The following is a 15690-nucleotide window of genomic DNA, read 5'->3' on the forward strand; positions in this document are numbered from 1 at the left end:
CCTGTGAGGGACGGGTACACGCACTTACGGAGCGTAGGCGGCGAGCCGATCTTCGACCTCGCTTACCGGTGTCACGTCGGCGTACTTCATATCGAGATCGAACAGCGTGACCTCGTGAGAGACGGTCCCGCGGTCGGCCACGCACTCGGGCGGGACGATGACCCGATAGCCTCGCTCGAACCCGTCGACCACGGTGCCGCGGATGCAACCGCTCGTCACGAGTCCGGTGACGATCAGCGTATCGATACCGTAGCGCCGGAGGAGCGCGTCGAGGCGTGTCCCGAAGAACGCGCTCCGTCCGGGTTTCCGGAGGACGATGTCGCCCTCGCCCGGCGCGACCGCCGGTCGGATCTCGTTCCCCTCATCGGGGTCGAACGGGGCCGTGGACTTCGATAGCTGCGTTGTCTCCGTGCCCTCCAAGCGGTCCCGACGTTCGAGCCCTTTGACGTGGATGCGCGGAACGCCGTGTTCTCTCGCTGCGGCGAGTAACCCCGCGGTGGCTTCGATGGCCGGGTCGGCCGTATCGGACCGGCCGAGCGGCCAACCGTCCTCGCTGAACTGGCGGGTGAAATCAACGGCCACGATGGCGACGGCGTCGCCCCATCCGATCCGAGCACCGAACCCCGCCTTCTCGAAGTACGCCAAATCCGAGTCGGGGATGAGGTCCGGGATGTACGCCTCGTCGAATCGTGCTGATTCCGAATCCATACCTCTCGTGCTCCGTGCGCCGATAAAAACCCACCGTGTTATAGTATCTTTCCAACAAAAAACGCCGTCACAGATCACTCCGCCGAGACGCCGCCCGCCGCGGGTTTCCACGGGATCGCGTGGTCCGCGAACCACGCCAGACCGTACGTGATGAAGATTCCACCGACGCTGACGACGAGGATAGCGGCGTACATCTGTGCGGTCTGTAGTGTGCTCCACCGGGTCCAGATGAACGCTCCCAGACCCTGACGGGCGGCGATGAACTCGATCGAGATCACGATGAGAAGCGTCGTGTTCAGAGTCAGGCGCAGTCCGGTGAAGATCATGGGGAGCGCTCCCGGCAGCAGGATCTCCGTGAAGTAGGTGTACGGCGAGTCGACGCCGTTGTCCTTGGCGACGTCGAAGTAGAGATCGCCGATTTCGGAGACCCCCCGCATCGAGTTGAACATCACCAAGAAGGTCGAGGCGAGCGCAGCCGTCCCGATGAACGCTCCTTCGCCAACACCGAGGACCAACATTAACAGCGGCAGCAGGGCGATCTTGGGGAGCGGATACGTCGCCCCGACGATCGGGAAGATCAGTGCCTTGATCGTTCGGCTCCACCCCATCGCGAGCCCGATGATGATCCCCGGGATACTAGCGATGAGTGACGCCCAGAAGACCCGCGTCGCAGTGATTCGGATATGCTCGAGGAAGTCGTTGGTCTGCAGCAGCGTCACGAGTGCGTCGAGTACGTCTGTCGGTGGGGGGACGAGATACGCCGGGATGACCTGCAACACGCCGATCAGCACCTGCCAGACGACGAGGATGCCGATCACCGATCCGGCGCGGATGAGGTGCGTCTTCGAGACTGTCGTCGCGTTCATTGGTATCGAGTGGCGCTCCCGAGCCCGCGGCTACGGCCCGGTCGGTTCTCACAGTGCCGTCCTCGCGCGAGTGGGTCGGTACGTCCGCCGTGAATGTGTGTTGTCGTGTCTCTCATTTTGAACACCCTTAGAAGTCTTGCCACCGCACGAGGTACCGCCCCGTCCACTCGATGCCGTACGTGAAGACGACGCCGAGGAGGTTGATCGCCGCGATCGCGACGTACATCCGGTCGATCGTGAAGAGCTCCCACGAGTTCCAGATGACGTACCCGAGACCGCTGTCGGCGGCGGCCATCTCGACGACGATGATGAGGATGAAGGCGACGCCCATCCCCAGGCTGAGTCCGGAGAAAATGTGCGGGAGCGACGCCGGGAGCAGCACCTCTCGGATGAGGGCATACCCGGTCGCGCCGTTGTCGTGGGCGGCCTCGATGTAGACCGGATCTACCTCGCGGGCCCCCGCAACGGTGTTTATCACGACGAGGAGGAAGATCGCCGAGCCGAGCGCGAGGATCCGAGAGAAGTCGTTGAGACCGAACACGAGGAAGATGACGGGGAGCAGCACCACCTTCGGCAACGGGTACAGCGCGCTGACGATCGGATCGATGATCGCGTAGAGGCGGTCCGACCACCCCATCAACAGCCCGACTACCACCGCGAGCGCGCTCGCGACGATGAACGCGGGAAGCACCCGTCCGAGGCTCACGAGCGTATGGTGCACCAGCGACCCGTCGGCCAGCAGTCGCCACCCCGCGCTGAGGATGGACGACGGGGCCGGGAAGAACCGGGTATCGATGAGCTCCGTTCGCGCCCCGATCTCCCATCCGAGAAGGAGCAGCAGCGGTGAGATCCCATTGAGGACGAGCTGAGAGTCGAGCCGTCGGTCGAAGAACCGCCGCACGACTTGGACCCATCCGAGCGTACCGCTGCTCATTTTTGTTGATTCACCTTCATCGCCCGCGTTACCTCCTCACCCAAGACCTCGCGCGCCTCGTTTCGATACCGAGTGAACGCGTCGCTGTCTCTGACCGCTTTGGTTCGGGGTCGGGGGAGATCGATATCGATGGTCGTCTTGATGGTTCCCGGGCGTGCGCTCATAATCCCGACTCGGTCCCCGAGCACGATCGCCTCGTCGATGTCGTGGGTGATGTAGATCGCTGTCGTCTCGGCGGCGTTCCAGATGTCGAGCAGTTCCTCTTGGAGCTGCTCTTTGGTCTGGGCGTCGAGGGCTCCGAACGGCTCGTCCATCAGGAGTATCTCGGGATCGTTCGCGAAGGCCCGGGCGATGCCGACGCGCTGTTTCATCCCGCCGGAGAGCTGGTGGGGATACGAATCCTCGAAGCCCGAGAGGTTCACTTTCTCGATGTACTCTCGGGCGATCTCGTTTCGCTCCGCTTTTCCGACTCCCCGCATCTTCAGGCCGAACGCGACGTTGGCGATGACGGTCTTCCACGGGAAGATCCCGTACTCTTGGAACACCATATTCGTGAGCGGTTTGTCGGCCTCGCGATCGTCGCGGATCTCGACGCTTCCGGACTCATAGTCGACGAATCCGCTGATCACCCGGAGAAGAGTCGATTTCCCACAACCGCTCGGACCGAGAAGGCAGTAGAACTCGTTGTCTTGGACTTGCAAATCGAAGTTGTCGATCGCCGTGACCGTGTGCGGCGGCGATCCGTACGTCTTTCGCAACCCCGAGATATCAACACGCGCGGTCATTGGTTCCCGAGTGTTCCACCGTGGATTTGTCTGTCGCACTCATTGCTCGCAAGGTACGCGGTATACGAAAGCATAGCTGTTCCTTTCGCTCTCACACCATAAAATTATCCCGTGTGAGGGCGGCGAGGCCGTCTCCGAACGTCAGTCGCGTCGACCGACTCTTTCGTGCGTTGCGTCGCACGACTGCGTGTGATCCGGTGGCCGACCGGCGACAAACGCGGCTCTCGTGCGTAACTATTTGTAGCGGCTCCGTGATGAGAAATTATGCGAGAGAGCACGCTTACGACAGTCGCCGGCGAGACGGTCAGGCTCCCCATCGTGGAACAGCAGTACATCGACGGTTCGTTCGTCGACGGCGGAGGGACGCTCGCCACGGTCCACCCGCCGACGGGAGAACCGCTCGCCGATCTCCCGGTGGCGACGGCTGCAGACGTCGACGACGCGGTTGCGGCGGCTAACGCGGCGGCGGCGGAGTGGCAGTCGTTCGATCACCTCGAGCAGGCGCGGCGCGTCGAGGCGTTCGCCGACGCGATCGAAGACCACCACGCGGAGCTCATCCGGCTCGAGGTCGCAGACAACGGGAGCTGTCGGTCGCTGTTCGAGCGTGACGCGCAGATCGCTTCGAGCTCGGCGCGCCATTACGCCGGGCTCGCAACCGAACTCAAAGGGCAGACGATCCCGACGCCCGGAGAGACGTTCAACTATACGCAGCGGGAACCCTACGGTGTCATCGGCGATATCGTCCCGTTCAACCACCCGCTGATGTTCGCCGCCAAGGACATCGCGGCCGCGCTTACCGCCGGCAACACGATCGTCCTCAAGCCGTCCGAATACACGTCGCTCTCTACGCTGTACCTCGCGTACCTCATCGACGAGGGCGGGATGTTCCCCGACGGCGCTGTCAACATCGTCACCGGGGGCCCCAGCGTCGGCGAGGCGTTGGTCCAACACCCCGACATCGATCTGAACCATATGCGCGGCAGCTCGGCGACGGGCAAGGCCATCCTCGAGAGCGGCGCACAGCATCTCACACCGCTCGTCGGGGAGATGGGCGGGAAGAACCCGGTCATCGTCTACCCCGACACCGACGTTGAGGCGGCCATCGAGGGAACCGTTACCGGGATGGGTCTCCCGTGGGAGGGACAGTCCTGTGCGAGCGGGTCGCGTCTCCTCGTGCACGAATCGCTCGCCGACGAGGTCGTCGCCGGCGTAGTCGAGCGGTTCGAGAGCGCCCGCATCGGCGACCCGTTCGACGCGGACAGCGAGGTGGGCTCTCTCGTCTCCGAGACGCAGTACGAGCGCGTCCTCGACCTGATCGAGACGGGGGTCGCCGAGGGCGGGACCGTCCTGTGCGGCGGCGGCCCGGCGACGGACGTCGCCGACGGCTACTACGTCGAACCGACGGTCGTCGAGGTCTCCTCGGAGAACGTCCTCGCCAACGAGGAGGTCTTCGGCCCGGTGCTGTCGGTTATGCGGTGGAGCGAGTACGACGAAATGATTTCTCTCGCGAACGGCGTCGACTACGGACTGACCGCCAGCGTGTGGACGAACGACATCCGGACCGCAAAACGCACGATCGACGACCTCGAGGTCGGGTACGTATGGGTCAACCAACACGGCACGATCTATCCGGCGACCCCGTTCGGCGGGTTCAAAGAGAGCGGGCTCGGAAAGCACGGCGGTCTCGACGAGCTGTTCTGTTACACTCGAGAAAAGAACGTCAACTTCTCGCTCGAAGGCGATACCCTCCCGAACCGCTGAGCGGCCCTCTGTGGGCCGGATGCCGCTTTGTGTTCTCCTCTTGTTTCCCCTGATTGTGCCCGTCGCGACTACGACTACGTCGTTAGCGGCCGGCCCGGGACTCACGCGCCGTAACCGCGTTCCTCCGTCCGGAAAATTAAAGACGATGAACGTATATGACTCACTCGGTTACGTGCTATGGCAACTCAACACACGGTCAGACAAGTTGACACCGTCCCGTCCGGTGCCCGCGTCTGTCACTACGACGAGCTCGAGGAGACGGGCAAGCACCGGTTCGCCGAAGCGGTCAAATCGCTCCGAAAACGCGAGGAGACGTGCGGGTTGGCGGCCGATATCGGAGAGGACTGCTGTGACGTCGTCAAGTTCACCGACTACTACCTGCTCGAACGGGCGTAACGTCGAGACCGCGCGACCCATTGGACCAACGGACACGATACGATGTTGTCACCGAAGCTACCGACGTTCTCCGGCGCGATCGACCGGCTGTTAGGCGTACAACCGCAACGGAACCACTGTCGGAACTGCGGCCACCACGCGAGCGAGGCCGACAGTGGATACGAGACGGTCTCGAACCCCTATGGAGCGATCAACGTGCGCAGCTGTCCGGACTGCGGACACGTGATGCAGGTTCTGACGCTGGGTATCTACGAGTGAGGTGTCTCACTCCGAGCTCGCGACCGACGAGCGACGGTGTCGTAACCGCTCGCGAGCGCTGAGCGGCGTGTTCTCTCACGGACGCTGAATGGCGTGCTCTCTCACGGACGCTGAGCCGATAATCACGGGCGCGACGCCAGAACGAAACCGGACTGTTTCGTGGACGGGTTGTGCTACCAGTCGAACCCGAAACGGACGAAGTAGGGTGCCTCTGTGCTGAACTTACTCGTCCGCTTCGGCTTCCTGCTGCTCGTGGTAGTACCCGAACAACCCGCCAGCGTCGTAGATTCGTCGCAGTTCCGGGGAGATCGGCTCGGAGTCGACGGTCTCACCGGTCGTCTCGTTTTTGACGGTTCCGTCCGCCATACTGATGCTGACCGTGTCTCCCTCGGAGAAGTGCTCGGTCGCGTCTGGAACCGTCAGTGCGGGAAGTCCGATATTGACCGAGTTTCGGTAGTAGAGCCGCGAGAACGACTCCGCGACGACGGCCGCGATTCCGGCCTCCTGCACCGCCTTCGGGGCGGTTTCACGGCTGCTCCCCGAGCCGAAGTGGTCGCCGGCGACGATGATGTCGCCGTCAACGATTTCCTCGTGGAATCCGGGACGGATCGGCTTCATGAGGTTCTCGACGAGGTTGTCCTCCGAAAAGCCGGCGGGCGCGATGTAGTCCGTGTTGATTTCGTCGCCGAAAACGAACGCCGCTCCCTTCATGCGACCACCCCCTCTTTCGGCTCCACGATACGGCCTTCGATCGCGGACGCGGCGGCCGTCTGCGGGCTGGAGAGGTAGATCTCGGCGTCGTCGCTTCCCATCCGCCCGCGGAAGTTCCGGTTCATCGCCGAGAGACAGACCTCGCCGTCGCCGATGACGCCCAGTCCGCGGCCCGGACACGCGCCGCACGTCGAGTTCGTGACGACCGCGCCGGCGTCGTTGAAGATCTCGACGAGCCCGTTGTTGACCGCGCGCGTGTGGATCTCGCGCGATGCGGGCGTGATGATGAGTCGCGTGCCCCGCGCGACTTCATTGCCTTCGAGCACCTCCGCGGCGCGCTTGAGATCTTCGTACTTCCCGTCCGTACAGGAGCCGATGAACACCTGATCGAGTTCGACGTCGCCGATGTCGTCGATCGGGGAGACGTTCCCGACCTTGTGCGGCGCGGCGATCTGCGGTCTGAGATCGGAGACGTCGATCGTGTACGTCTCCTCGTACTCCGCGTCGTCGTCGGCGTACACGGGCGTATACGGTTTGTCGGTCCGCTCGTCGACGTAGTCGGTCACGACGTCGTCGACTGGCGTGAACCCGAACTTTCCGCCCAGTTCGATCGCCATATTCGAGAGGACCATCCGCTCGTCGAGCGGCATCGACTCGACCGCCGGCCCCGTGTATTCGATCGAGCAGTAGCGCGCCACGCCGGTCCCATACGTTCCCGCGATGTAGAGGACGAGGTCCTTCGCGGACGTGGGTTCGGGGAACTCGCCTTCGACGTGGAAGCGGACGGTCTCGGGGACGCGGAACCACGTCTGGCCGGTCGCGAAGATGTAGGCCATATCGGTCGTGCCGATCCCGGTTCCGGCGGCCCCGTACGCGCCGTGTGTGACCGTGTGCGAGTCGATTCCGACGACGAGTTCGCCCGGACGAATGTGGCCCTTCTCGGGCAACACCTCGTGGGAGATCCCGGTCCCGACCTCGTAGAACGTCTCGATGTCGTGTTCGTCGATGAACTCCCGCATGTAGCTCTTGTCGTTGGCGTCGTCGATCCCGTGTGCGGGGGCGATGTGATCGATGATCGTGACGAGTTTCGACGTGTCCCAGATCTCTTCGACGCCCTCGCTCCTGAACTTCTCGGCGACGGCGACCGTCCCGTCGTGGGACATCGCGACGTCTACGTCACACATCACGTGATCCCCCGGGGACAGGTCATCGGACCCCGACGCTCGTGCGAGTATCTTCTCGGCTATTGTCTTACCCATAGAATGGAATTCGATTCCACATATATAACTGTGTCCCAACGTGGCGGAAAAATTATCTATCCGTACTGTGCGCGCAGTTTGATCTCCTCTGCGACTTGCAGGGTGAGATCTTTGTACTCGGTCTTGAGCTTCTGTTCGGTCAGGCGGTTTGCGGGGCCGAAGATCGTGACCGAGCCGTAGATCCCGCCGGTGGGTTTGAAGATCGGTGCCGCGAGCGCGTTGATATCCTCGGCGGCCTCTTGGAAGTTGTAGGCGACGCCCTCCTCACGGGCGAACTGGAGCTGTTCTCGAAGTTCGGTTTCGTCGGTTATCGTGTGCTCGGTGCGTGCGGACATCGTCAGGCTCGAGATAATCTCCTCGGCTCGCACTTCGTCCATATACGCCAAAATCACTTTCCCGGCCGCGAGGAGGTTCGGTTTACTCCGGTATCCGATCGACGCGTACGTCTCGATGTGGTGTTCCCCGGAGACGCGGTAGATGTACACGATCTCTCCGTTCTCCTCGACGGATAACCAGATGTTTTCACCCGTCTCCCGCGCGGTCTCGTCGAGCTTCGTCTTTGCGACCTTGTATATCGGACGTTGTAACCGGGCCTTCTCGCCGAGTTCCAACAGACCGAGCCCGAGCCAGTATCCGTTTTCCTGCTTCGTTACGAACCCCTGCTCTGTCAGAGTCGTGAGGTGGCGGTGAACCGTGCTCTTCGAAACCCCGAGCGAACCCGCGATGTCACTGAGCGTGATTCCCGGGTCCGACTCGATGAGCCGGATGATCGAGCCCATCGTGTTGTACGACTTGATTTGGCCGGACATTCTATCATCATTTACGTGGAGGGTTGGTAAAAACGTTCCGCTATCCGGGAGAGAAAACAGCTTATCACGGACTAATTCGGGAAATACCGCGGTAGGAACCGACAGACAGGAGAATTCCGTTCCGTAATCTGGACCATAAAAATAACAGATGTACGTATGTTATTAGGTGAGGTCGCGCTGGCAGCGGTCGAGTGACATATTGTAACAAACGGCACACAGATCTCCGCAATTCGTCTCGTTTCCGCTGGTGTCAAACCACACGGAAGAACGATTCCGTAATCTGGAACGCACGGCGACTGATTGGCACATCGAGATCATTGCAGCACTCTCCACTCTGGGAGTCTCATCCGGAGGCTCCTCGATCCTGCTCCCGATAATCGACACTGTTGGACGGCCAGTCTGATACGCGCAGTGAGCGGTGATTTTCAAATATCTACACAACCTTTTTATAATAAGAGAGAGACCTCCGTACTGGGTAACACCGATGCGAATACTAGAGAACGATCACGTCAAAGAAGTAATTAGAAAGGATGACACCCTCGAATCTCTCGAGATCGCCTACAAGGAGCTCGTCCAGAACCAGGGCGCGAACAGGCCACGGAATCACACGTACTTCCCGGTCGACCACCCCGACCACCCCGGATTCCAGTTTCGCTTCAAGTCTCAGGAGGGTGGAAACGTTTCGAGCGGCGTCTGGGCGCTCCGCATCACGTCCGACGTCGCGGGCGTCGACGAGACCCCGAGCGGCGTGAAGCGACGGCGGCTGCTGCCCGTCGCGCCCAACGACCAGTTCGTCGGGTATATCACCCTTTACAGCCTCGAAACCGTCGAACCGCTCGCAATCATTCACGACAGCTTCGTGCAGAAGTGGCGCGTGGGCGCGACCACGGCGCTCGGCATCAGGGAACTCGCACGGGAGGACGTGACCACCGCCGGCCTGTTCGGTTCCGGTTGGCAGGCCGAAGCGCACCTCGAGTTCCTGCTCGAAGTGCGTCCGTCGATCGAACAGGTGAACGTGTTCAGCCCCACCAAAGAACACCGCGAAGACTTCGCCGAGGAGTGGAACGAGAAGACCGACGTCGAGATCGTTCCGGTCGAACACCAGAAGGACGCGGTGAAGGGCTGTGGTATCGTGATCACTGCGACCGCCGCGATGGATCCGGTCTTCGACGGCGAGTGGATCGAGCCGGGAACGCACGTGACGTGCATCACGAACCCCGACGGAACGGCGACGCGGCGGGAACTCGACGACACCACGTACGATCGCGCGGACGTCCTCCACGTCACTTCCCGAGAGCAGGTCCACCACGACAGCCAGTTCGACATCCTCGGACCGGTCGAACGCGGCCTCCGTGACTGGGAATCGATCCGCGAGATCGGCGAGGTCTTACTCGGTGACGCGGAGGGGCGCTCCTCCCCCGACGATATCACGGTCTACGCGAACAACACCGGAATGGGGCTTCAGTTCGCCGCGGTGTGCAGCAGGGTGCTCGAACGCGCCGAAGAGGCCGACATCGGCCACGAGGTCCCCACTGACTGGATGCTCGAAGCGACGACGCCGTGAGCTATGAAACACAGCCAACACGCCTGTCTTGAAACCGGCGCGGCGAACGGCGACCGGTGTCGGAAGCGACGTGTCCAGTGTCGAAAGCGACGTGTCGACGCCGGGGGCTCGGTCAGATGACCCGTGAAATGAACGTGGTCGAGAAGATCCTCGCCCGGGCCAGCGACCGAGACGAGGTCGAACCCGGGGAGATCGTCGTCGCCGACGTCGACCGGGCGATCTTCCACGACCTCAGCGGCTACATAACCGGCAACGTCTACGAGGAGGCGTTCGAGGAACCCATCCAGTACCCCGACCGGGTGACGATGGTGTTCGATCACACGTTCTCGCCACCGAACGAGGAGCAGGCGAACATCCTCGAGTCGAACCGCGAGTTCGCGGATCGGCACGATATCGGCCTCTTCGACTGCGGGAACGGGAACATCCACCACGTCATCCTACAGAACAACCTCGTCGAGCCCGGATCGGTCGTCGTCGGATCCGACAGTCACACGCCCGTTCACGGCGTTCTCGGGTCCTTCGCGACGGGAGTCGGTAACAACGCCCACGCGGGAATGGTCTTCCCCGACGGACAGTGCTGGTTCAAGGTGCCGCGGACGGTCAAAATCGAGATCACGGGATCGCCCCCACCGGGAACGACCGCCCGGGACATCGCCCTCTATCTCGTCGGTGAGATCGGCGAGGGCGGCGCAAACTACGACGCGCTCGAATTCTCCGGCGAGTACGTCGACGGGCTCGAGTTCTGGGATCGGTGGCTGCTCCCCCTGATCACGATCGACGTCGGCGCGAAGTGCGGGTACATCGAACCGGACGACGAGACCGAGACCTTCCTCGAAGACCGTGGGGTCTCCACCGATCGGATGGTGAAAAACGACCCCGGTGCGGAGTACGCGGAGGTCTGGGAGTTCGACGTCAGCGACGTGCCGCCACAGGTCGCTTGTCCGCCGACCGTCGGTAACGTCGTCCCCATCGACGAGGTCGCGGGAACGTCGGTCCAGTGGGCCGAACTCGGCGGCCACGGCGGCGGCAGACTCGAGGACTTCGAGCTGGCTGACGGCGTCCTCGAAGAACGGGCCGAGGACGTTCGGTTCAACCTCGTGCCCTCGAGTCGAGAGACGTTCTCGCAAGCTCTCGACGCCGGCTTAGTGGACGAACTCCACGAAGCGGGAGGGACGTGGTTCCCACCCAGCACGGGGTCGAATCAAGCGATCAATATGGGAGCGATGACGCAGAACGAGGCGATGATCTCGACGCACGCGCGGAACTTCCCCGGTCGAAACGGCCATCCGGAGGCCAAGATGTACCTCGCGTCGGCCCTCACGGTGGGCGCGTCGGCGGCGAACGGCGAGATCACGGATCCGAGGGAGTACGTACAATGATCGAAGGACGCGTCTGGACGTTCGGTGATAACGTCCCGACAGACGAAATCGTACCGTCCGATCTCGTGTTCAAGCCGCTCGAGGAGATGGCCGAACACGTGCTGGAAACGAGAAATCCCGAGTTCCCGAAGTCGGTCGAAGAGGGCGACGTCATCGTCGCCGGCGAGCACTTCGGGCAGTCTTCCGGCCGCGCCATCGCGCCGAAGGCCGTTCAGGCGACCGGCGTCGCCTGCGTGGTCGCTGACAGTTTCGCCCGGACGTTCTACCGGAACTGCTTCGAGATCGGATTACCGGTACTCGCCCGCGAGGGCGTCACGGACCTCGTCGACGAGGGCGACACGGTGAGCGTGGACCTCCGCGAGGGGCAGATCACGAACACGACGACCGGAGAGACGATCGAGTGCGAATCGGTCGATCCCTTCCTGCTCGAAATGGTCGAGTCGGGCGGACTGATCCCGTACAAGAAACAGGGATTCTCGGCCGACTCGGACTGATTCGTTTCGGATTCGACCGCGGTCAGCGGCCCGTTTTATGTGAACCACGGTCGAGACCGGTAGTGTCGGCCTGACTATCGTGCCGTTTGCAGGTCTTCACACACACTCGATCGAACGACGGCGCGCGATCGGATGCGTAACCAGTTGCAACCGAGATTATCTCACCAGTCGCCGGTCAGGACGTCTGGGCCGTCGTTCCGGAGTGCGAGCGTGTCGTTCAACACGAGCAGCGAATCGGCGTCGGGCCTGAGCGCGAGCCGAGCGGAGACGGTCATCCCCGCCGTCAACTCCGCCTCGTCGTCTCCTATCGGCGCTTCGTCGGCTTCGAGACCGATACCGTGAAGCACGTCGTACTCGGGGGAAAGCTCCCAGCCGAGTTCACTCGCGGCGGACCGAGCCTGATCGACGACCTGAGAGGCAGTGGTTCCCGGTGTGATCGATTCGAGGAACGCCGCGTACGCGTCAGTCACGTCACTGTACTCCGCGTGTGGGGCTTCGCCGTCGAGGCGAAGCGTTCGCGCGCATTCGGCCCAGTAGCCCTCGAAGCGAACGGCGGTGTACACGCCGATCGGTTCGTCGGCATCGACGCGGCGCTCCTCGGCCGGTCGGAGGTCCGCCTCCGTCCGAGCGGGGTTCGAGACGAGGAAGCGAACGTCCTGCGCCCCGCGGAGGCGCGCACGGTAGTCGGCCTCACCGGCGAGATCCCGTTCGGACACGTCGTTCCGATCGACGGCGTCGAGCGCCTCGTGGACGTCGGCTGCGATCCGACCTGCGCGGGCGATTTGGTCGCGCTCCTGTCGAGACTTCGCCGCGCGGAGGTCCGCCAGCGCGTCGTCGAACGCCACGATGTCGTAGTCCGTCGCGTGTGTCTCGAACCGCGAGCGTTGCTGGTACGGCAGCCGGTCGAAGGCCGCGGTCCCGATCCTGTTCTCGGGCGCACCGAGGACGTCGTCGAGGTCTTCGAGCACGTTGTCGCAGAACTGGATGTCGTCGATCCACGTCCCGCGTTCGATCACCGGACGCGTCCGCGAACTCCGCTCGTTCCGCACCGAGACGTGGTCGTGCGTGATACAGACCAACAGTCCCCAGTTCGGCACCTTGTTGACGAGGTTCGACACGTAACACAGGTCGCCGTCGCGGTCCCCGCGTCCGTACACCAGCAGCACGTCGACGCCCTCGTCGGTCATTCGACCGCGGATCTGATCGATTCGATCCGCGAACGCCGTCGCCGGGAGGTTGATCTCGTCCCAGTAGTCTCGACCGTGGACGAGAACCGGCTCTCTGGACTTCATTGTACCACCTCCTTCGTGAAGAGACGCGGCGGCGTCTCGGTCAGCGTCTCGCTCCCGCCTTCAGTGATCAACACCGGATCGCCGAGAGCCAAGTACCCCGTTTCGGGGATGTACTGGTTCGGGTGGATCACGACGACCATCCCGTCGGTGAGTTCGACGTCGGTGTCCTCGGTGATCGCCATCCCGATCGGTCCGATCCCGAACTCGTGACCGCGCGTCCGCATATACGGGGGTTGACAGTACTCGTCGTAGCCCTCGCGGCGGAACACGTCGTTCATCGTCTTCGAGATCGTGGCGGCCGGAACGCCGGGACGAAGCTTCGATTTCGTCTCGGCCAGCGCCTCCTCTAAGAGCTGGTATTTGGTGGTGAGGGTCCCGTTCGGCGAGCCGACGGAGATCGTTCGACAGATCTGCAGGACGAATCCCTCGTACATCGGTGAGAGCTCACAGAGGAACGTGTCCCCCCCCTCGACGATTCGTTCTGTGGGAGAGTGCATCAGATCGTTTCGCTCGCCGCTTCCCAAGAGATTGAAATTGTCCTCGGCCCCGGCGTCGCGCATCGCTTTTTCGATCGACGCGGCGATCTCGTACTCCTTGACGCCCGGGCGTAGAGCGTCGTACGCCGCCTCGAAGCCTCGATCGGCGATCCGACCGAGCTTCCGGAAGATCGCTATCTCCTCTGCGGTCTTTCCGCGAGTGAGCTCGTAGAGCGCGTCGTCGATGGCGGTGAGTTCCGCGACGGCACCGTCCAAACTCTGGCGGACGCCGAGCGGCATCCGATCGGCTCCGGCGACGCCGACGGTGCCCTCCAGTTCGAGATCGGACACGACAGACTGGAGATCCGCGTCGAACGAATCGGTCGCTCTGACCTCGTCGACCTCCGCGTGTCGCTGGAGACGTTTCACGTCCCGAGAGAGGTTAGTGAGGATCAGAGTCTCACCTTCCGCCGTGACGAACAGACAGTTCCGATCGGCCACGGGGCTGGCCCCGGCGACGAAATCGAAGTAACTCGGATGTGCGACGCTGTGCATCCCATCGGCAAAGATAGCCGCACCCTGCATCGATGGATGGTCCGCTAGGTAGTCCTCCAGCTTGCTTCTATACGACATCGGCCTACCAATTCGTCTCCTCCGTAAAAACGTTTCTCCCCTTGTCCTCCCTTCGAGAGCGTCGGTGCCGGCGCGTCGCGCGAACCGGTCAACCGTATATTCACCAACGCGATATGAGTTCTTCCCCGACTGATTCGGGGCGCTGTGGGCGATTGCGCCGACCGTTTGACCGGAACATTTATTATAGTTCCTCAAGACGCTAAGGTAAGGAGTGAGGCCATGCAGTAGGTCAGCGGCCAGCACTCTTGCAGGACCAACGATGATCCGAAGAAACTTTCTCAGGACGGTCGCGGGCGGTAGCGCGGTCGCTATCGCCGGATGTATGGGCAACGGAGACGACGGTGGCGACGAGACTACCGAGCCGAGTTCGGGTGGGGGAGATTCGACTACCGCCGCCTCGTCGGACTCCGGTTCGGACTCCGATTCCGGTGGCGGCACCGACCTCCCGGACCAGATGAACCTCGGACTCTCCTCGCCCGCTCGCGGGGTGTTTTCGTTCCCGCTGTGGCCCGGGCTACAGCGCCGTCTCGAGGAGCAGGGCTCGTCGATGTCGGCCGAAGCGTTTTCGGGACACACACCGACTGCCGGTGCGCTGGTCCAAGGCGATATCGTGACGGGTTATATGGGGCTCCCATCGCTGCTGAAGGCCCAGCAGGAGGGCCTCCCGCTCGTCGCGATTCACAGCTTTATGCAGGAGTACAACTTCCCGATGGTCGCGCAACCGGACATCACTAGCTGGGATCAACTCGAGGGGGGCACGATCGCGATTCACGCGCCCACCGGTGCCACTTCGGTCATCTCTCAGTATATGCTCAACGAGGAGTTGGGTTCGACTGATTCCGTCGAACTGACGTACATCGTCGGGAGCGGGAACCGAGCGTCGGCCCTCAGAGCCGGCGACGTCGACGCCACGTGTCTCCTCGCCTCGCCGGGTGAACAGCTCTCGGTCACCGGCAACGGAAACATCCTCGCGTACCCTCAAGATTACGAGGGACTGTCGAATATGCTGACCAACGTGTGGGTCGCACTCGAACCGGACTTAGAGGAGCGATCCGATTCCCTCCAAGTGTTCGTCGACGAGATGCAGGCGTCGTACTCGCGGATGTTCGAGGGCGATCACGAGACGATCATCTCCGAGGCCGAGGAGTCGGGCGAGTACCCCGATTACGAACAGGAGGCGTGGTCGAACGCGTTGGAAATCGCCACCGACTCTCCCCCGCTGTGGCCCGAATCCAAGGAGACGAGCCTGCCGGCCGAAAACATCGAGCGAACCCAAGATCTGCTCGTCGATATCGGCGAGATCGAAGAGGAGACCGCGAAACCAGTCAGCGAGATCGTCGATCGTCGATTCCTCGAGTGAAGAGT

General features: G+C 62.5%; 16 protein-coding genes. 7 read left to right on the forward strand and 9 right to left on the reverse strand.

The genetic code is table 11. The features are described from left to right. Nucleotides 1–24: 24 nt before the first annotated feature. The 4 genes from U5919_RS10385 to U5919_RS10400 all read right to left on the reverse strand — a co-directional run bounded on the left by U5919_RS10385 (nucleotide 25) and on the right by U5919_RS10400 (nucleotide 3293). The gene (locus U5919_RS10385; RefSeq protein WP_336024129.1) at nucleotides 25–708 is read right to left on the reverse strand and encodes a cysteine hydrolase family protein; all 684 of its coding nucleotides are present in this window, start codon (nucleotides 706–708) and stop codon (nucleotides 25–27) included. A 74-nt stretch (nucleotides 709–782) separates the two neighbouring features. Further along, the gene (locus U5919_RS10390; protein WP_336024130.1) at nucleotides 783–1574 is read right to left on the reverse strand and encodes an ABC transporter permease; all 792 of its coding nucleotides are present in this window, start codon (nucleotides 1572–1574) and stop codon (nucleotides 783–785) included. 127 nt (nucleotides 1575–1701) lie between these two features. Next, nucleotides 1702–2508, reverse strand: coding sequence for an ABC transporter permease (locus U5919_RS10395; RefSeq protein ID WP_336024131.1), 807 nt, complete (start codon nucleotides 2506–2508; stop codon nucleotides 1702–1704). Then, nucleotides 2505–3293 carry an ABC transporter ATP-binding protein gene (locus U5919_RS10400; RefSeq protein WP_336024132.1) on the reverse strand — a complete coding sequence of 263 codons (789 nt, stop codon included), beginning with the start codon at nucleotides 3291–3293 and terminating at the stop codon, nucleotides 2505–2507. Before U5919_RS10400 ends, U5919_RS10395 begins: the two co-directional genes overlap by 4 nt. A gap of 264 nt (nucleotides 3294–3557) precedes the next feature. Between U5919_RS10400 and U5919_RS10405 the strand changes: the two genes are divergently transcribed. The 3 genes from U5919_RS10405 to U5919_RS10415 all read left to right on the forward strand — a co-directional run bounded on the left by U5919_RS10405 (nucleotide 3558) and on the right by U5919_RS10415 (nucleotide 5708). After that, nucleotides 3558–5054 (forward strand): aldehyde dehydrogenase family protein, encoded by a 1497-nt coding sequence (locus U5919_RS10405; protein WP_336024134.1) that lies wholly within the window; start codon nucleotides 3558–3560, stop codon nucleotides 5052–5054. Nucleotides 5055–5231: 177 nt separating this feature from the next. Next, nucleotides 5232–5450, forward strand: a complete 219-nt coding sequence (locus U5919_RS10410; protein ID WP_336024135.1) for a DUF7979 domain-containing protein — start codon at nucleotides 5232–5234, stop codon at nucleotides 5448–5450. Between the two features lie 42 nt (nucleotides 5451–5492). Then, nucleotides 5493–5708, forward strand: coding sequence for a hypothetical protein (locus U5919_RS10415; protein WP_336024137.1), 216 nt, complete (start codon nucleotides 5493–5495; stop codon nucleotides 5706–5708). A gap of 222 nt (nucleotides 5709–5930) precedes the next feature. On the opposite strand, the gene U5919_RS10420 is transcribed toward U5919_RS10415, so the two are convergent. The 3 genes from U5919_RS10420 to U5919_RS10430 are packed head-to-tail and all read right to left on the reverse strand — an operon-like array spanning nucleotide 5931 to nucleotide 8487. Next, entirely contained in the window at nucleotides 5931–6419 is a 489-nt protein-coding gene (locus U5919_RS10420) for a LeuD/DmdB family oxidoreductase small subunit (protein WP_336024139.1), read from the reverse strand. Continuing rightward, nucleotides 6416–7678, reverse strand: coding sequence for a 3-isopropylmalate dehydratase large subunit (locus U5919_RS10425; protein WP_336024141.1), 1263 nt, complete (start codon nucleotides 7676–7678; stop codon nucleotides 6416–6418). Before U5919_RS10425 ends, U5919_RS10420 begins: the two co-directional genes overlap by 4 nt. A 56-nt stretch (nucleotides 7679–7734) precedes the next feature. Then, on the reverse strand, nucleotides 7735–8487 hold the full coding sequence (locus tag U5919_RS10430) for an IclR family transcriptional regulator (RefSeq protein ID WP_336024143.1): 753 nt from the start codon (nucleotides 8485–8487) through the stop codon (nucleotides 7735–7737). A 484-nt stretch (nucleotides 8488–8971) separates the two neighbouring features. Here U5919_RS10430 and U5919_RS10435 point away from each other — a divergent pair, with 484 nt between their 5' ends. From U5919_RS10435 to U5919_RS10445, 3 genes are all read left to right on the forward strand, one after another. Continuing rightward, nucleotides 8972–10051, forward strand: a complete 1080-nt coding sequence (locus tag U5919_RS10435) for an ornithine cyclodeaminase family protein (RefSeq protein WP_336024145.1) — start codon at nucleotides 8972–8974, stop codon at nucleotides 10049–10051. Nucleotides 10052–10167: 116 nt separating this feature from the next. Further along, nucleotides 10168–11430: an aconitase family protein gene (locus U5919_RS10440; RefSeq protein WP_336024147.1), complete on the forward strand. Its 1263-nt coding sequence runs from the start codon at nucleotides 10168–10170 to the stop codon at nucleotides 11428–11430. Continuing rightward, entirely contained in the window at nucleotides 11427–11924 is a 498-nt protein-coding gene (locus U5919_RS10445) for a LeuD/DmdB family oxidoreductase small subunit (RefSeq protein ID WP_336024149.1), read from the forward strand. The genes U5919_RS10440 and U5919_RS10445 overlap by 4 nt, the downstream gene beginning before the upstream one ends. Nucleotides 11925–12085: 161 nt before the next feature. Here the strand turns inward: U5919_RS10445 and U5919_RS10450 are convergent, their stop codons facing one another. After that, entirely contained in the window at nucleotides 12086–13216 is a 1131-nt protein-coding gene (locus tag U5919_RS10450; RefSeq protein WP_336024151.1) for a M24 family metallopeptidase, read from the reverse strand. Continuing rightward, nucleotides 13213–14325: a M24 family metallopeptidase gene (locus U5919_RS10455; RefSeq protein ID WP_336024153.1), complete on the reverse strand. Its 1113-nt coding sequence runs from the start codon at nucleotides 14323–14325 to the stop codon at nucleotides 13213–13215. Before U5919_RS10455 ends, U5919_RS10450 begins: the two co-directional genes overlap by 4 nt. 259 nt (nucleotides 14326–14584) lie before the next feature. On the opposite strand from U5919_RS10455, the gene U5919_RS10460 reads away from it, so the two are divergent. Next, nucleotides 14585–15685, forward strand: coding sequence for an ABC transporter substrate-binding protein (locus U5919_RS10460; protein ID WP_336024155.1), 1101 nt, complete (start codon nucleotides 14585–14587; stop codon nucleotides 15683–15685). Nucleotides 15686–15690 lie beyond the last annotated feature (5 nt).

Origin of the sequence: Halobellus sp. LT62 (assembly GCF_037031285.1) — an archaeon.
GTDB classification, from domain to species: Archaea; Halobacteriota; Halobacteria; order Halobacteriales; family Haloferacaceae; genus Haloquadratum; species Haloquadratum salinisoli.

Bases quoted from the DNA above. Each gene is read 5' to 3' on its own strand.
- U5919_RS10385 (WP_336024129.1), bottom strand. From the start codon at position 708: ATGGATTCGGAATCAGCACGATTCGACGAGGCGTACATCCCGGACCTC.
- U5919_RS10420 (WP_336024139.1), bottom strand. From the start codon at position 6,419: ATGAAGGGAGCGGCGTTCGTTTTCGGCGACGAAATCAACACGGACTAC.
- U5919_RS10435 (WP_336024145.1), top strand. From the start codon at position 8,972: ATGCGAATACTAGAGAACGATCACGTCAAAGAAGTAATTAGAAAGGAT.
- U5919_RS10390 (WP_336024130.1), bottom strand. From the start codon at position 1,574: ATGAACGCGACGACAGTCTCGAAGACGCACCTCATCCGCGCCGGATCG.
- U5919_RS10410 (WP_336024135.1), top strand. From the start codon at position 5,232: ATGGCAACTCAACACACGGTCAGACAAGTTGACACCGTCCCGTCCGGT.
- U5919_RS10415 (WP_336024137.1), top strand. From the start codon at position 5,493: ATGTTGTCACCGAAGCTACCGACGTTCTCCGGCGCGATCGACCGGCTG.
- U5919_RS10450 (WP_336024151.1), bottom strand. From the start codon at position 13,216: ATGAAGTCCAGAGAGCCGGTTCTCGTCCACGGTCGAGACTACTGGGAC.
- U5919_RS10460 (WP_336024155.1), top strand. From the start codon at position 14,585: ATGATCCGAAGAAACTTTCTCAGGACGGTCGCGGGCGGTAGCGCGGTC.
- U5919_RS10440 (WP_336024147.1), top strand. From the start codon at position 10,168: ATGACCCGTGAAATGAACGTGGTCGAGAAGATCCTCGCCCGGGCCAGC.
- U5919_RS10430 (WP_336024143.1), bottom strand. From the start codon at position 8,487: ATGTCCGGCCAAATCAAGTCGTACAACACGATGGGCTCGATCATCCGG.
- U5919_RS10395 (WP_336024131.1), bottom strand. From the start codon at position 2,508: ATGAGCAGCGGTACGCTCGGATGGGTCCAAGTCGTGCGGCGGTTCTTC.
- U5919_RS10405 (WP_336024134.1), top strand. From the start codon at position 3,558: ATGCGAGAGAGCACGCTTACGACAGTCGCCGGCGAGACGGTCAGGCTC.
- U5919_RS10400 (WP_336024132.1), bottom strand. From the start codon at position 3,293: ATGACCGCGCGTGTTGATATCTCGGGGTTGCGAAAGACGTACGGATCG.
- U5919_RS10425 (WP_336024141.1), bottom strand. From the start codon at position 7,678: ATGGGTAAGACAATAGCCGAGAAGATACTCGCACGAGCGTCGGGGTCC.
- U5919_RS10455 (WP_336024153.1), bottom strand. From the start codon at position 14,325: ATGTCGTATAGAAGCAAGCTGGAGGACTACCTAGCGGACCATCCATCG.
- U5919_RS10445 (WP_336024149.1), top strand. From the start codon at position 11,427: ATGATCGAAGGACGCGTCTGGACGTTCGGTGATAACGTCCCGACAGAC.